At 59.0% G+C, this 14413-nt stretch carries 13 protein-coding genes; 4 read left to right on the plus strand and 9 right to left on the minus strand.

Annotated features, from left to right (window positions below):
* Positions 1-28 precede the first annotated feature (28 nt).
* Positions 29-1114 carry an NAD(P)/FAD-dependent oxidoreductase gene (locus QF118_RS07135; protein WP_282301940.1) on the minus strand — a complete coding sequence of 362 codons (1086 nt, stop codon included), beginning with the start codon at positions 1112-1114 and terminating at the stop codon, positions 29-31.
* 36 nt (positions 1115-1150) lie between these two features.
* Complete coding sequence (locus QF118_RS07140) at positions 1151-2044, minus strand: pirin family protein (protein ID WP_282301941.1); 894 nt, start codon at positions 2042-2044, stop codon at positions 1151-1153.
* Positions 2045-2147: 103 nt separating this feature from the next.
* Between QF118_RS07140 and QF118_RS07145 the strand changes: the two genes are divergently transcribed.
* The gene (locus QF118_RS07145) at positions 2148-3041 is read left to right on the plus strand and encodes a LysR family transcriptional regulator (protein WP_282301942.1); all 894 of its coding nucleotides are present in this window, start codon (positions 2148-2150) and stop codon (positions 3039-3041) included.
* Positions 3042-3308: 267 nt separating this feature from the next.
* Here QF118_RS07145 and QF118_RS07150 read toward each other — a convergent pair whose 3' ends face one another.
* The 6 genes from QF118_RS07150 to QF118_RS19815 all read right to left on the minus strand — a co-directional run bounded on the left by QF118_RS07150 (position 3309) and on the right by QF118_RS19815 (position 9768).
* Entirely contained in the window at positions 3309-4694 is a 1386-nt protein-coding gene (locus QF118_RS07150) for an IS1182 family transposase (RefSeq protein WP_282301718.1), read from the minus strand.
* 153 nt (positions 4695-4847) lie between these two features.
* Complete coding sequence (locus tag QF118_RS07155) at positions 4848-6233, minus strand: IS1182 family transposase (RefSeq protein WP_282301718.1); 1386 nt, start codon at positions 6231-6233, stop codon at positions 4848-4850.
* 153 nt (positions 6234-6386) lie between these two features.
* Positions 6387-7772 (minus strand): IS1182 family transposase, encoded by a 1386-nt coding sequence (locus QF118_RS07160; RefSeq protein ID WP_282301718.1) that lies wholly within the window; start codon positions 7770-7772, stop codon positions 6387-6389.
* Positions 7773-7994: 222 nt separating this feature from the next.
* On the minus strand, positions 7995-8747 hold the full coding sequence (locus QF118_RS07165) for a sulfite exporter TauE/SafE family protein (RefSeq protein WP_282301943.1): 753 nt from the start codon (positions 8745-8747) through the stop codon (positions 7995-7997).
* Between the two features lie 47 nt (positions 8748-8794).
* Entirely contained in the window at positions 8795-9196 is a 402-nt protein-coding gene (locus QF118_RS07170) for a hypothetical protein (RefSeq protein WP_282301944.1), read from the minus strand.
* 389 nt (positions 9197-9585) lie between these two features.
* Positions 9586-9768 (minus strand): hypothetical protein, encoded by a 183-nt coding sequence (locus QF118_RS19815; RefSeq protein WP_394357076.1) that lies wholly within the window; start codon positions 9766-9768, stop codon positions 9586-9588.
* 93 nt (positions 9769-9861) lie between these two features.
* On the opposite strand from QF118_RS19815, the gene QF118_RS19820 reads away from it, so the two are divergent.
* From QF118_RS19820 to QF118_RS07185, 3 genes are all read left to right on the plus strand, one after another.
* Positions 9862-10233 carry a transposase gene (locus QF118_RS19820; protein WP_394357086.1) on the plus strand — a complete coding sequence of 124 codons (372 nt, stop codon included), beginning with the start codon at positions 9862-9864 and terminating at the stop codon, positions 10231-10233.
* 813 nt (positions 10234-11046) lie between these two features.
* Complete coding sequence (locus tag QF118_RS07180; RefSeq protein WP_282301946.1) at positions 11047-11835, plus strand: hypothetical protein; 789 nt, start codon at positions 11047-11049, stop codon at positions 11833-11835.
* Positions 11832-14042: a TnsB C-terminal domain-containing protein gene (locus QF118_RS07185; protein ID WP_282301947.1), complete on the plus strand. Its 2211-nt coding sequence runs from the start codon at positions 11832-11834 to the stop codon at positions 14040-14042. Before QF118_RS07180 ends, QF118_RS07185 begins: the two co-directional genes overlap by 4 nt.
* Positions 14043-14143: 101 nt before the next feature.
* Here QF118_RS07185 and QF118_RS07190 read toward each other — a convergent pair whose 3' ends face one another.
* A complete protein-coding gene (locus QF118_RS07190) occupies positions 14144-14389 on the minus strand; it encodes a hypothetical protein (protein ID WP_282301948.1) in 246 nt (81 codons plus the stop codon).
* Between the last annotated feature and the right edge of the window lie 24 nt (positions 14390-14413).

Genomic DNA, 14413 nt, shown 5'->3' on the forward strand with positions numbered 1-14413 from the left:
ATTCAATGAACCTCTCGAGTTGGCTTGATCAGCTCTTTCGGCCCAAGAGTTTGTTGTATTTGGACAAAAACAGGTCCGCGCCTTTCATCTTGCTGGTCAGGAAGTCGCCAGCGGTGAAGAAGGCGAGGAAGGAATTCCCCTGTTTGGGGCCAAGCGGCACAAGGATCGGCGCCTTGCTGCCCCATGGCTTGTAAGGCTTCATGTCTTCGACGGTTTTGCCCTGCCCCAATCCGGACAGCGTCGCCTTGAGCCAAGGCAGTTGGCGGCTGATGGCGACGATGGTCATCGCGTCGCCTGCATCCGCGACATCGCCGGCCGCGAAAACATTGGGCAGCGACGATGGGCGCATCCACGGGTCGACCTTGATCCGGTTTGCCGTCGTTTTCTGGACACCGGCAAGTGTTTCAAGCACCTCGGAATTCGCGCGCGATCCGATAGCCGGAAAGATCAGGTCAAAATCGTGCTGTGACCCATCGGCAAGTTGCAGGGTTCCCGCATAAGGCTCGGTCAAGCTTTGCAGGTTCTCCGCCCTCTGGCCAAGAATGAGCGTGACGCCAGCCTTGCGTAGTTTCGCAGCCAAAGAGGTGCCCAGCTTTGACGGCATCGCCCCGAACAACGCCTCGTCGCTCGAGATCAACGTCACCTTCTTGTCCGGCATGGCATAGGCAATTTCGCCTGCAAGCTCGGTGCCAACGGCACCCGCCCCGACAATGCCGATGCTCCGCGCCGCTTTGAGTTGCTGGTGAATGCGCTGGTTGTCCGCCTTGAGGCCAGCGATATCGGCGCCCTTAGGCTTGAAGGGCATGGCGTTGCCGGAACCGGTGGCAACAACGATTTGATCCGCCTCTACCCGAGTGCCGTCCTCCAACGTGACACCCTTTGCGTCGATGGCTTTTACCTTGGACGCGATGACCCTGCCGTTCGTAAGCAGCCGATCATAGGGAATGAGAGCGCGATCCAGCAGCGAAGGGTCGACAACCGCGCGGATCATGGCCGGCGCGTGAACGAAGTGACTGCGCGGCTCGATCAATGTGACGTCTGCGGTGTCGTCGAGAGACTTCGCGAGTTCGGCGCCTATGTAACCGCCGCCGACAATGGCAATTTTCTGTGACATGATTTCCAACCTTCCTGGGGGCCTTGCGGCGTTATTCTATGATTTGTGGGCGGCGTGATCGGCGGGATAGGTGATCTGTCCGAATTTCCCGGCGCGATACTCGCGGAAAGCCTCGGTCAGCGCGCCGTCGCTGTTCATGACAAAGGGGCCGCGCATGGCGATGGGGTCGGTGATCGCCTCACCGCCAAACAGCAGCAGATCGAGCGGTTCAACAGCCGGATTGGTTATCTCCAACGTCCCACCCCGGGCGTCCAATCCGATGAGGGTATGAGCGTCGATCCTGGCATCACCGACCACGGCCCCCTGCGTCGGCAGGAATCCCGCAACAGGCAGACCGGCGTGCAAGGCGATATCGACCGTCGCAAGCGGCTCGATCCTGACGTGCCAGATAAATTCGCCCGCATAGGTGGGGATGGGCGAGGATTGCCCATCATAAACGCCAAGCAGAACTTTGACCTCCCCACGCCCCCCCGCGAGCATGACAACGGGAAGGTCCGGGGATGGGACGGGCCTGTATTGCGCAGGCTCGATCTTGTTCGGCGCGGGCAGGTTGATCCAGAATTGAAAGGAATGCAGCACCCCGCCATCACGGCGCAGGGGCGTCGCGAGCATTTCGTCATGAACGATGCCGTTGCCCGCGTTCATCCATTGCACGCCTCCCGCCGTGACGGTGCTGTTGTTTCCAAGGCTGTCGAAATGGGTCATCGCGCCTTCCATGACATAGGTGAAGGTCACGATCCCCGCATGGGGATGGGCAAAGCTGCCATCAGGCTCGGGCAACTCACCGGCAGCGATGTCGCGCCTGGGCAGATGATCGAGAAGCAGGAACGGGCCGACCGCGTTCACAGCCCGGTTCGGAAGGGCTCGTGCGATGATAAATGTGCCGACCCGATCAGGCTGCGCTGGCTCTTGGAAAGAAACGTGTTTCATTGGATTGCTCCGGTTGTTGATCCGGTGATAGGTGAAGTCAAACTTGATTGATATTTATACTTTTTTAGTATCTACATAAGGTATTATTAAGTTGTGGTGCCTGATGAAACTCGATCAACTGAACGTCTTGCGCGCCGTTGTTGAAACCGGCTCGGTCAAAGCGGCCGCCGAACGCCTCAACCGGACGCAGCCAGCGATCAGCCAGGCGTTGAAGGCCCTGGAATTCCAGACCGGAACCGAATTGTTTGACCGGTCGGGGTATCGGCTTGAACTCACACCCGTCGGCAAACGGGTCTATCTTCAATCCTTGCGCGTTTTGACCGAGGCTGAGGATCTGGGTCAGTTGGTCCGGCATTTCGAGAAAGGGCAGGAAGAAACGATCACGATCGCGGTGGATGCCAGCACCGACCTCAACGCGCTGACCCCCGTCTTATGCAAACTGCAAACGGACTTTCCCGAGACCCGCGTGGTCTTGCGCCCCGAGGTTCTGTCCGGCGCCATCGAGGCCGTAGAAACGGAAACCGCGGCAATCGCGATTTCGCCAATGTCCTCGATCATGCTCGAGGAAGAGGGTTTCGACTATATCCCCCTCGGGACATCGACGTTGCGCAATGTTACGTCACCATCCCTTTGGGCTGAGATGGACAATCCCAAGCGGCTCTCGGACTTGCGGCGCTTCCATCAGGTCATCGCAAGCGACAGCGGGCAAGCCGGAGGGCTGTTCGACCGCGAAATCGGCGTCCAGAAAGGCCAGCGCCGCTGGTACGTCAGCGACCTCCACACAAAGAAGCACCTTCTGATCGCGGGCCTCGGCTGGGGCCGCCTGCCAGAACACATGATCGCACAAGAGTTGAAGCAAGGGCGGCTGTGCGAGATAGACTTGCCACACACGCATCTTGCCTTCGACGTCACCATCTATGCGTTTCGCCAGCCCAAACCAATCGTCCGCGCCGTAGCGGAATTGCTTTGGAGAGAATTTGAAGCCCATGCTGCGTAAGGCATGTGTATCGTGGAAGTCGGCTTTGATAGCCGATTTCGCGACGCGTTTCTGCTCCTGATCCTTTATGAAAATAGGGCTCCGGCTATCCCCGTGATGCCGACAAATGCATCATGGAAACCCTGACAGTCGAATGGCAGCTTCGGCGAATTCCAAACGCGATTTCGCAGTCGCAGCGAACGTCGGCTTCCCGCCGATTCCGTGGAAAAACACCCATTCGCTGGCGCAGAATGTAGCCTTGTGCAGTGCGCGCGGGGGCCTTTCCTGTCAGGCTTTCCGCGGTTGCTGCGGTGCGGGAAGGACCTTGGCCATCTTGCGGAGGTTTTGGGCGGTTGCGGCGAGGAGGAATTCGTCGTTTGCACCGCATGGGCCGCGTAGTCGGAGCCGGTTCAGGCCAAGGATCCGTTTGAGATGGGCAAAGAGCATCTCGACCTTCTTCCGCAGCTTCATCGAGATTACGTATTGCTCGGTCTTGGAAATGTCGCGGGCAACCTGTCGGGCGTCCTCATGTTCCTCACGGGTGATCTTGCGGGCATCAGCGTTCGGGCAGCACTTTGCCTTGGAGGGGCAAGCCTGGCAGACCTCTTTCAAAGCCCGATACCGGGCTGTTCCCTTGCCAGTCGGACCCCGGTTCGGGTCGGAATAATTCCGGCGGAATTGCTTCAGCTCCTGTCCTTCTGGGCAGATGTATTGATCGTTCTCCGCGTCCCATTCGAAGTCGGCGCGGGTCCAGGTCCCGTCGCTGCGCCCTGACTTGTCGATGACCGGGATGTGCGGCGCGATCTGCTGATCGACCAACCAGCCGAGCATGGGGGCGGTGCCGTAGGCCGTGTCCGCGATCAGACGTTCAGGGTGCAGGTCGAACCTGGCCTTGACCCGCTTGAGCATCGTTTTCGTGGAACCGACCTCGGCCTGCCGGATCGACCGTGTCGCTTCGACATCTACGATGACGCCATAGTCCGTATCGATCAGGTAGTTGTCGGAATAACTGAAGAATGCCGGTCCCTTACGGGCCGCAGTCCATTGGCTGGCCGGGTCTGAATGTGATGTGAACTTGGGCTCGACCTCGCTGGCGGCACCGAACGCTGCCTCGTCCAGGGTATCAAGATACTCGCGAACCGCCCGGGGCGCGTCGGCGGGATCGATCGCGCCGGCATCCCACTCCTCCTTGGGCGTCGAGTTCTGCTTGTTGGCATCAGCCTCGATCAGACTGGCATCCACCGCCATGCGCTGTCCGCTGACCAAGCCCTCTTCGATGCACCGCGCGACGGTCGTCTCGAACAAGTGGCGGAGCAGTTCGCTGTCGCGGAAACGCCCATGCCGGTTCTTCGAGAACGTGGAATGGTCAGGGACGCGGTCGCTGAGGTCCAGGCGGCAAAACCACCGATACGCCAGGTTCAGATGCACCTCTTCACACAGCCGCCGTTCGGACCGGATGCCGAAGCAATATCCCACCAGCAGCATGCGGATGAGGAGCTCGGGATCGACGGAAGGCCGCCCGGTATGGCTGTAGAAATCGGCGAGGTAGCGACGGATGCCGGACAGGTCCACGAACCGGTCAATCGATCGCAGGAGGTGGCTCTGGGGCACATGATCCTCGAGCGAGAACTCGTAGAACAGCACCGGTTGCGCCTCTTGCCGCGGTCCCATCATCACCAATCCTCCCAACCATTGCGGGAATTGAATCAGCCGAGAGCCCTTCGATCAAGGGCGAGTTTTTCAACAAAATACGCCGATTCCGTGGAAAAACACCCATTCGCTGGCGCAGAATGTAGCCTTGTGCAGTGCGCGCGGGGGCCTTTCCTGTCAGGCTTTCCGCGGTTGCTGCGGTGCGGGAAGGACCTTGGCCATCTTGCGGAGGTTTTGGGCGGTTGCGGCGAGGAGGAATTCGTCGTTTGCACCGCATGGGCCGCGTAGTCGGAGCCGGTTCAGGCCAAGGATCCGTTTGAGATGGGCAAAGAGCATCTCGACCTTCTTCCGCAGCTTCATCGAGATTACGTATTGCTCGGTCTTGGAAATGTCGCGGGCAACCTGTCGGGCGTCCTCATGTTCCTCACGGGTGATCTTGCGGGCATCAGCGTTCGGGCAGCACTTTGCCTTGGAGGGGCAAGCCTGGCAGACCTCTTTCAAAGCCCGATACCGGGCTGTTCCCTTGCCAGTCGGACCCCGGTTCGGGTCGGAATAATTCCGGCGGAATTGCTTCAGCTCCTGTCCTTCTGGGCAGATGTATTGATCGTTCTCCGCGTCCCATTCGAAGTCGGCGCGGGTCCAGGTCCCGTCGCTGCGCCCTGACTTGTCGATGACCGGGATGTGCGGCGCGATCTGCTGATCGACCAACCAGCCGAGCATGGGGGCGGTGCCGTAGGCCGTGTCCGCGATCAGACGTTCAGGGTGCAGGTCGAACCTGGCCTTGACCCGCTTGAGCATCGTTTTCGTGGAACCGACCTCGGCCTGCCGGATCGACCGTGTCGCTTCGACATCTACGATGACGCCATAGTCCGTATCGATCAGGTAGTTGTCGGAATAACTGAAGAATGCCGGTCCCTTACGGGCCGCAGTCCATTGGCTGGCCGGGTCTGAATGTGATGTGAACTTGGGCTCGACCTCGCTGGCGGCACCGAACGCTGCCTCGTCCAGGGTATCAAGATACTCGCGAACCGCCCGGGGCGCGTCGGCGGGATCGATCGCGCCGGCATCCCACTCCTCCTTGGGCGTCGAGTTCTGCTTGTTGGCATCAGCCTCGATCAGACTGGCATCCACCGCCATGCGCTGTCCGCTGACCAAGCCCTCTTCGATGCACCGCGCGACGGTCGTCTCGAACAAGTGGCGGAGCAGTTCGCTGTCGCGGAAACGCCCATGCCGGTTCTTCGAGAACGTGGAATGGTCAGGGACGCGGTCGCTGAGGTCCAGGCGGCAAAACCACCGATACGCCAGGTTCAGATGCACCTCTTCACACAGCCGCCGTTCGGACCGGATGCCGAAGCAATATCCCACCAGCAGCATGCGGATGAGGAGCTCGGGATCGACGGAAGGCCGCCCGGTATGGCTGTAGAAATCGGCGAGGTAGCGACGGATGCCGGACAGGTCCACGAACCGGTCAATCGATCGCAGGAGGTGGCTCTGGGGCACATGATCCTCGAGCGAGAACTCGTAGAACAGCACCGGTTGCGCCTCTTGCCGCGGTCCCATCATCACCAATCCTCCCAACCATTGCGGGAATTGAATCAGCCGAGAGCCCTTCGATCAAGGGCGAGTTTTTCAACAAAATACGCCGATTCCGTGGAAAAACACCCATTCGCTGGCGCAGAATGTAGCCTTGTGCAGTGCGCGCGGGGGCCTTTCCTGTCAGGCTTTCCGCGGTTGCTGCGGTGCGGGAAGGACCTTGGCCATCTTGCGGAGGTTTTGGGCGGTTGCGGCGAGGAGGAATTCGTCGTTTGCACCGCATGGGCCGCGTAGTCGGAGCCGGTTCAGGCCAAGGATCCGTTTGAGATGGGCAAAGAGCATCTCGACCTTCTTCCGCAGCTTCATCGAGATTACGTATTGCTCGGTCTTGGAAATGTCGCGGGCAACCTGTCGGGCGTCCTCATGTTCCTCACGGGTGATCTTGCGGGCATCAGCGTTCGGGCAGCACTTTGCCTTGGAGGGGCAAGCCTGGCAGACCTCTTTCAAAGCCCGATACCGGGCTGTTCCCTTGCCAGTCGGACCCCGGTTCGGGTCGGAATAATTCCGGCGGAATTGCTTCAGCTCCTGTCCTTCTGGGCAGATGTATTGATCGTTCTCCGCGTCCCATTCGAAGTCGGCGCGGGTCCAGGTCCCGTCGCTGCGCCCTGACTTGTCGATGACCGGGATGTGCGGCGCGATCTGCTGATCGACCAACCAGCCGAGCATGGGGGCGGTGCCGTAGGCCGTGTCCGCGATCAGACGTTCAGGGTGCAGGTCGAACCTGGCCTTGACCCGCTTGAGCATCGTTTTCGTGGAACCGACCTCGGCCTGCCGGATCGACCGTGTCGCTTCGACATCTACGATGACGCCATAGTCCGTATCGATCAGGTAGTTGTCGGAATAACTGAAGAATGCCGGTCCCTTACGGGCCGCAGTCCATTGGCTGGCCGGGTCTGAATGTGATGTGAACTTGGGCTCGACCTCGCTGGCGGCACCGAACGCTGCCTCGTCCAGGGTATCAAGATACTCGCGAACCGCCCGGGGCGCGTCGGCGGGATCGATCGCGCCGGCATCCCACTCCTCCTTGGGCGTCGAGTTCTGCTTGTTGGCATCAGCCTCGATCAGACTGGCATCCACCGCCATGCGCTGTCCGCTGACCAAGCCCTCTTCGATGCACCGCGCGACGGTCGTCTCGAACAAGTGGCGGAGCAGTTCGCTGTCGCGGAAACGCCCATGCCGGTTCTTCGAGAACGTGGAATGGTCAGGGACGCGGTCGCTGAGGTCCAGGCGGCAAAACCACCGATACGCCAGGTTCAGATGCACCTCTTCACACAGCCGCCGTTCGGACCGGATGCCGAAGCAATATCCCACCAGCAGCATGCGGATGAGGAGCTCGGGATCGACGGAAGGCCGCCCGGTATGGCTGTAGAAATCGGCGAGGTAGCGACGGATGCCGGACAGGTCCACGAACCGGTCAATCGATCGCAGGAGGTGGCTCTGGGGCACATGATCCTCGAGCGAGAACTCGTAGAACAGCACCGGTTGCGCCTCTTGCCGCGGTCCCATCATCACCAATCCTCCCAACCATTGCGGGAATTGAATCAGCCGAGAGCCCTTCGATCAAGGGCGAGTTTTTCAACAAAATAAGCCCGACGCAGACATTCACGACATTGGAACCGAAGACGTACAGTCGAAAATGTCCGATGTTCTTTCCCACACCAAAGCGAGCGTCACTGGTCTTCTCGCCTCGTTAGCTCGACATTTTCAGGATTAGTCACTTCCCATCAAAACTCAGATGAATTGCAGCAAACCTGCAGCGCAGAACAACATCACAAGCCATATCACCACCGTCTTGAAGGAACCTGAAGGCGTCGCGAAGAACCTCCAAGATCCAAGCCATACCCCTGCGAGCAGTAACGGCAACGCGGCGAGACCTCGCCACACGGTGTTTGCGTCGTAATGGTCCGCTGCGAGCAACAACCCTCCGGTGATAACATCGGTGAAGAACATATAGCCGATCATCGTGGCGCGCATGGTGCGAGACGAAGCCGTTGATGCCGTGAAGAAGAGCGCCAGAACCAAACCGCTCAACGCAGTCGCGCCATTTACAGCGCCAGCGATGAACCCCGCCACAACAAGGTGGGTATCGGAGGGCGAAAGGGGTTTGGGCCTCCAGACTAGCAGCAGAAAAGTCATCGACAGGACAATGACATAGATTGCCATGCGGATGAGTTCTTCGACCGCGTAGGTGAGTAAATACACCCCGACCGGAACGCCCAAGAGACTGGCCGCAAGCAGAATGGCAAGGTATCGACGATTTATCCCCGACAAGATTTTGGGGGCCTGACTCGCCGATGCCAGAATTTCTAGTGCTATGGACAGGGGGACGAGTTGTGCTGGTGGGATGACAGGCATCGCTCCGATCATCAGGATCGTCGAAAAGCCAAAACCGGAGTAGCCGCGCACAAAGGCAGCCACGAAGACTACGGACATGAAAATCAAGAGAGCTATCGGCGATAGGTCAAGAAAGGAGTCGCCGAGCATTCGTCTGTCCTTGATTTATTCCGGGAATGCCCAATCCGGACGCCCATTTAAAGCATGCCAGCACATTCGGAACGATGTGTCATATAGTTTAGGGTCGCGGATGTTCCGATCTTCCCTACAATTGCGCACAGAGCTGATTCTGGATGCCAAAACAGCACAATGACCGGCTGCCCGGAGTTCCAAAGACATCTTTTGCTATCCGCGGGCCCTCGACACGGATTCGCTGAAAATTCACTTTCATGCTCCTCGGGCGTTCGTACGCCTACTTCCGCGCTTCCAGGTTCCCACATGAACTGGCGATAGGTGGCGCCGTTGACCGCTATCTGGTCGATCCTGACGATCTTGCCGTCATGAACCATCACATACAGAAACGGCTCGTCACCGAGGCGGAAGGTCGCCGGGACCGACGGCGGGATGGCGACGCTGTCGACGAAGAACTCGTGGTCCATGAAGGTCTGAAAGGCGAACCGGCCCGCAGCGATGTAGGTCGACGTCGATGTCGAAATGCTGGGAGCGGGCAAGTGCCTCGGCAGCCTCGGGGGAAACCTAAACGCCGGACATTCTCCTGATCGTCTTGACCAGTTGGACATGGGTCATGTGTGGCAGGACGGCGACTTGGCTCATTTTGGCAGATCCAGCTTCGGCAAGGTGTGGACGATCTCCATCGTTTCGAGGCTTTTCGCTGCATCCCGGCAGGACTGGAAGAGGTCGACAAGTGCGGTCATCGTCGGCAACTCTGCGAAAAAATGGATAGACGGGGCAGGCTTGCGTTGCCGATGTTTGGGCAATCTGCACGTCAAAATTCCTGCGGATCAATCGCAAGCTGTGTCTGCGACTTTCATGGATCGGCATCCGTGAGGTCCAGATCAAGCTTCTTGCGCAGGGGGGCGGGTCGGATACCGACCGTCGCAAGGCCCATGAGAAACGTCACGGACGTTGCCTCGATGTCGCGTCTTTCCGGCATGTCATTATTGAAGCCAACGGCCCCGCCGGGGTACATGGCGCAATGACCAAGACGCATGCCGTTCAGGACCCGGAAGGCGAGGCCCACTGGAAAGGGTTGGCGGATCGATTGCCGAAAGAGGGCGTCGCTTCGGTGCTGGGCACCGATGCAATGTGCCGCGATCGCCTGGCGGCAGTGCGTTGGCCTGATGGGATCGCGTGCCTCAGGTGCAAGAGTCATGACTTTGGGTTCATGGAGAAGCGAAAAACTTACCACTGCAGAAAATGTAGGTATCAATTCACGGTCCTGACCAAGTCTGTCCTGCGGTCGAGCAAGCTCTCCCCTCAACTGTGGTTCGAAGCTGCAGAGGAGTACATCAAGTGGCGGGCCAGGCATGGGAAACACAACTACGGTCTGCACGCGTTCGCGGATATCCTTGGTGTGGCATACCCAACCGCCCACCGCGCTCGGAAGATCTTGGAGAGCGATCTCGGGCCTGATGGCGAGGGCTTGCTGGTCCGGTGCATCTGCAACGACACCTAGGTGATCTTCCTGTTTTTCAACTGAAATTTGATCGCGCCGCCGCGCGAGGGCGGAACTGCATGGCAGTTCGGACACAAGCTTTGGCCGCTTCTCTGCGGAGCAAGATCATGACGATGGGCTGTTGAGCTTTCTATACAAAGTTGCCTCGCCCAGACGTATCGCTGCTGAATCTTTGCGCCTACCTGCGAAATGTCAGAGGCAACGCTGGCGCAAGGTCGAGCAGGGCTGCGAGCTCGGAGAGTGAAGGAGACAGGAGCGCATATCGAACATCGCGGAAGCCCGAATTTTCGCAAGTTATTGATATGTATGATAAAATTGACTCAGCGCGGGGGCTGTGCTCAATTGGTGATCGAATTGCGAGTCGCATCCGGTTGCGACGTCGTTTTCACCAAGAGCCTTTCCATACGGGTGAGAGATGATCTCACGCCCGACCGCATCGAGCAGAACAATCAGTCGTCGAAAACGGCGACATCCGCACGAAGACAGTTCTGAAGGAGCATCACGCAGGGTGCTCCGCATGCGAAAGAGAGAGGGGTCAGAAATGCTGCCTGAACCGTGAACCAAAGAACAAGGCGGTCATCATCCCGCCTGCAAGGAAAGCAGCACTACTGATCGATGTAAGACACCGATGAATTAGTCGAGCTGACATTCCTGGACAAGCCCGTAGTCGGAAAATTTCGACAGCGAAAAGCCCCCGTGCGCGGTTCGCGCAACGGCTTTGTGTCCTGCACCCATCCCTAACCGTCGCCCGGCCGGGCGAACCGTTTTCACCAAATGCGCCGATTGGTTCGGCGTGAACAGGAAAGTCATCCCATGCAGACCGTCATGGAAATCGCGGACAACCACCCGCACGCCCACTTGCCGCACCTCTGGGCGGCCAATATTGCGCCTCCTATGCTGGCGGATCCCGATGATCCGAACAGGCTGAGCCCCACGCGCCTGAGCAAGGCGGACATGAAGAGCAACAAGCCGAAGAGGATCTGGAAGTCTGGCAGCACTTGCCGGGTCGCCCTCGTAACGCGCCTGCATCGGCGCGCGGTTCGGCAGGAGTTCTGGTGTGCCTCCTTTGAGGAGTCGCAGGTGTTCCTCAACATTGCGGGCCATCCTGAGGTCATCAACTTCATGGAGCAGCGGACGTCTGTGCCGTTCACCGACTTGTCGGGAAATGACACCTTCACGCGCGTCGATGCCCATGTGCTGCTTCGCAATGGCGAAGAGGTACTGGTCTCGATCAAGTACGACGAAAAGGCGCGTCGCCCATCTTATCTGGCTGAAATCGCAAACACCGCTGCTCAGACGCCCTACGAGGTGGCTGATCGGTTCACGGTGACCTCGCGCTACCTGTTTCACCCGACCTACAGGGACTGCGCATTGGCGATCCACAAGGCGCGTGGCGGCTGGGACCCGGAGGCCGACGACCAAGTGCTCGAACTCGCCGGACATCTCGGCGAGCGGTTCACCTTTCAGGAAATCGTCGATGCATCCGGCCTCGGCCATCGTGGTCAGCGCGCCGTCATCCGCCTCGTGGGCGACGGCGACATCGGCAAGCACCTTCTCGATCCATTCTCTCCCGAAACCCAGCTTTGGAGTGCAGCAGCATGAGCTATTTTCAGAACCTCAACCCCAATGATCGCGTGACCTTCGAGGGTCGCGAAGTGTCGAACATCGAAGTCGTCATCGACAAGCATTCGAAGGAGATCACGCACTACCGTCTGTCGATCCCCTCGCCCGAGGGTACTATCGACATTCGCATGTTCACTCCTGAGGAAATCCGCCACCTGGTCGATGCTGAAACCATGGAAGTCGAGCGGGGGTATTACAACCCTGCACGGGTCCGCGACCGCGAACTCTACGGCTCCCGTGAAGTAAACGGCTCCTCTGCCCAACAGCGGGAGCGGATTGATCTGGTCATGCAGCAGTGCCGCCTGATGGAGCGCTATTACGCCTTGGGCATGAAGCTGACCAAAGATGGCGTCGCCCAGTTCCGGTCCGAGATGATTAGTGATTACGAGACCTATCAGGCGCGCAAGAAGTACGGCACGCTGAAGGCCAACCAGGCCCAGCTCCTGAAGCGTCTGCCCTCGAACAGCAACCTGCTGGAAAAGTTCCGGAAGTATCGCCGTGTGAACGGAAACCCGAAGGCATTCTTGCCGGTGAAATCGGACCCTATCGATCTGGATCTGCAGGCCAGCGAAGACTTCTGCTTCGTGATGGAGCGCTTGGGACGCTACGCCTCGGCCGCGCCGATTTCCAAGAACGAGGTCATCGATGATCTGATCGGGGACATGAAGAAGGAGAACGCCTACCGTGCCTCAATTGGCAAGACCCGGATGACGATCCTGTCCCAGCGCCAGTACGAGCGCTGGATCGACAAGTATCTGGATCCGTTCGAAGTGACCATGCAGCGCGAGGGCCTGGCTGCTGCCTTAAAGAAATTCGGTTCGGTGGAACCCGGCAGGAAAGCTACCTCCATCGGTCAGATCGTCATCTTCGATGCCTGGCAGGCGCATATGAAAGTGCGCAACTGCACTCGGGAAGAATACAACATGATGACCGAGGAGCAGCGGAAGGCGGTCAAGTTGGTAAGCCCGTGGATCACCTCGGCAGAGGACCTGGCAACCCGCGGAATCGTCGGTGTCACCTTCAGCCAGACACCGAACCAGGAAGCGTCCTTGGAATGCCTGCGCATGATCTACCGGGACAAGACCCATCTTTTCCGGAATGCAGGCATCAAGGATTCCGACTACAACATGATCTGTTACATGCGGGAAGCGAGCAACGACAACGGCCGAGAATATGGTGCGGACCCGTTCGGTGGAGCCCTGTTCTCGACCGCGGTGCGGCTGCTCGGAAGTACCCAGATGAACGGCGCGGCAGGAGTTTCCAAGCTCCGTGGGGCAATGGAGCGGTTCTTCTGGACCTGTGACCTGAAGTGGGCGCGGTTTCTGCCAGGTTACACTGCCGAGAACCCGCAAGCCCGAAACGACCGCAAGTACCTTTCGGAAGCTTGCATTTGCTGGGATGAATTCCAGACGCTATTCCTGCTGTTTATCGCCGAGTATCACAAGACGCCGCATCGCGGTCTCAACGGACGTACCCCGGCGGCAGTCTGGAAAGAGCTGTCCGCAGGTGCCGAGTACGATCCGACGCAGATGCCGTCCCCGGCGCAGTTCCGGCAGGCCTGCGGATTCCATACCTCTGCAACCGTCAGCGAGGAGGGCATCAAGTACGCCGGAGTTGTTTATTCCAACAAGTTCATTCGCCAGCAGCGCATGGAGCGCATGGTCGATCGTATTGCTGCGCCGGGTGACCGTATCGAGATCATGGTGGATCCACACGATCTTGGATCGATCTCAGTGGTGGCGAACGGCGATCTGATCAGCGTTAAAGCCATCACCGAGGGGGTAGGCGGCAAGTCCTTGCGCGAATGGCAGGCCGAGCGCCAGCTTGAGCGTATGAAGCGCGACGCCGAGAACCTTGAGCAGGACGATGCGCGCCGGGAAGCCCGGGCTCTCTGGCAGTCGCTCTCGCAATCCATCATGCGCGCATCCGACATCGGGATTTTCGGCTACACTCAGGCAGAAGTCGACCGCGCCAAGAAGGAGGCCGAGTACGGCAAGGGGCAGTTCGATAAGCCCTTCGTCGGCCGGGACGAGTACGTGGATCCGCTGACCGAAGGCGGCTACGAGACCGCCGAGCCACAGGTCGATGACGATGTGGTCGACCCGGATACGGTCGACGATGAGCCTAAGACCGACATGGACAGGCTCCGGTCCAAATCCCGCAACCGGAAGTCCAAAAAGAAGTGATCACATTCGCCGCGGCACCAGGTGCCGCGGCGTTTTCTTTTGGATTGAACGGTCATGGCGGCCTTCAGGGGGCTGAGGAAAACAGGGCGGCGCCCGTCAAACTATTCAGTATCCCTCTGACCTTTGCGGTTCTTCAACTTGATCGTCATCGACCATTTTTGCTCAGGATCGACATGCTTTGGCTTCCGTATGGTTATCGTGTCGGTCTGGCTTCTGATGTGCCTGGCGATGTGGGCGTTCTCGCGTTGAAGGTCTGCAGCAGATATTTCCCCGCGTGCCAACCGTTCCTCGTCGTGAGCACGCGCCGCGGCTTTTTGCTTTGCACGTTCTTCCCAGGAAAATGTCACGGCGCGCCTCGCTGATCGGATGAG

The organism is Tropicibacter oceani (assembly GCF_029958925.1).
Taxonomy (GTDB): domain Bacteria; phylum Pseudomonadota; class Alphaproteobacteria; order Rhodobacterales; family Rhodobacteraceae; genus Pacificoceanicola; species Pacificoceanicola oceani.

What these genes read in the sequence shown, in the direction of transcription:
- QF118_RS07135 (WP_282301940.1), bottom strand. Translation starts at nt 1,114, where the DNA reads ATGTCACAGAAAATTGCCATTGTCGGCGGCGGTTACATAGGCGCCGAA.
- QF118_RS07140 (WP_282301941.1), bottom strand. Translation starts at nt 2,044, where the DNA reads ATGAAACACGTTTCTTTCCAAGAGCCAGCGCAGCCTGATCGGGTCGGC.
- QF118_RS07145 (WP_282301942.1), top strand. Translation starts at nt 2,148, where the DNA reads ATGAAACTCGATCAACTGAACGTCTTGCGCGCCGTTGTTGAAACCGGC.
- QF118_RS07150 (WP_282301718.1), bottom strand. Translation starts at nt 4,694, where the DNA reads ATGATGGGACCGCGGCAAGAGGCGCAACCGGTGCTGTTCTACGAGTTC.
- QF118_RS07155 (WP_282301718.1), bottom strand. Translation starts at nt 6,233, where the DNA reads ATGATGGGACCGCGGCAAGAGGCGCAACCGGTGCTGTTCTACGAGTTC.
- QF118_RS07160 (WP_282301718.1), bottom strand. Translation starts at nt 7,772, where the DNA reads ATGATGGGACCGCGGCAAGAGGCGCAACCGGTGCTGTTCTACGAGTTC.
- QF118_RS07165 (WP_282301943.1), bottom strand. Translation starts at nt 8,747, where the DNA reads ATGCTCGGCGACTCCTTTCTTGACCTATCGCCGATAGCTCTCTTGATT.
- QF118_RS07170 (WP_282301944.1), bottom strand. Translation starts at nt 9,196, where the DNA reads ATGGACCACGAGTTCTTCGTCGACAGCGTCGCCATCCCGCCGTCGGTC.
- QF118_RS19815 (WP_394357076.1), bottom strand. Translation starts at nt 9,768, where the DNA reads ATGCGTCTTGGTCATTGCGCCATGTACCCCGGCGGGGCCGTTGGCTTC.
- QF118_RS19820 (WP_394357086.1), top strand. Translation starts at nt 9,862, where the DNA reads ATGTGCCGCGATCGCCTGGCGGCAGTGCGTTGGCCTGATGGGATCGCG.
- QF118_RS07180 (WP_282301946.1), top strand. Translation starts at nt 11,047, where the DNA reads ATGCAGACCGTCATGGAAATCGCGGACAACCACCCGCACGCCCACTTG.
- QF118_RS07185 (WP_282301947.1), top strand. Translation starts at nt 11,832, where the DNA reads ATGAGCTATTTTCAGAACCTCAACCCCAATGATCGCGTGACCTTCGAG.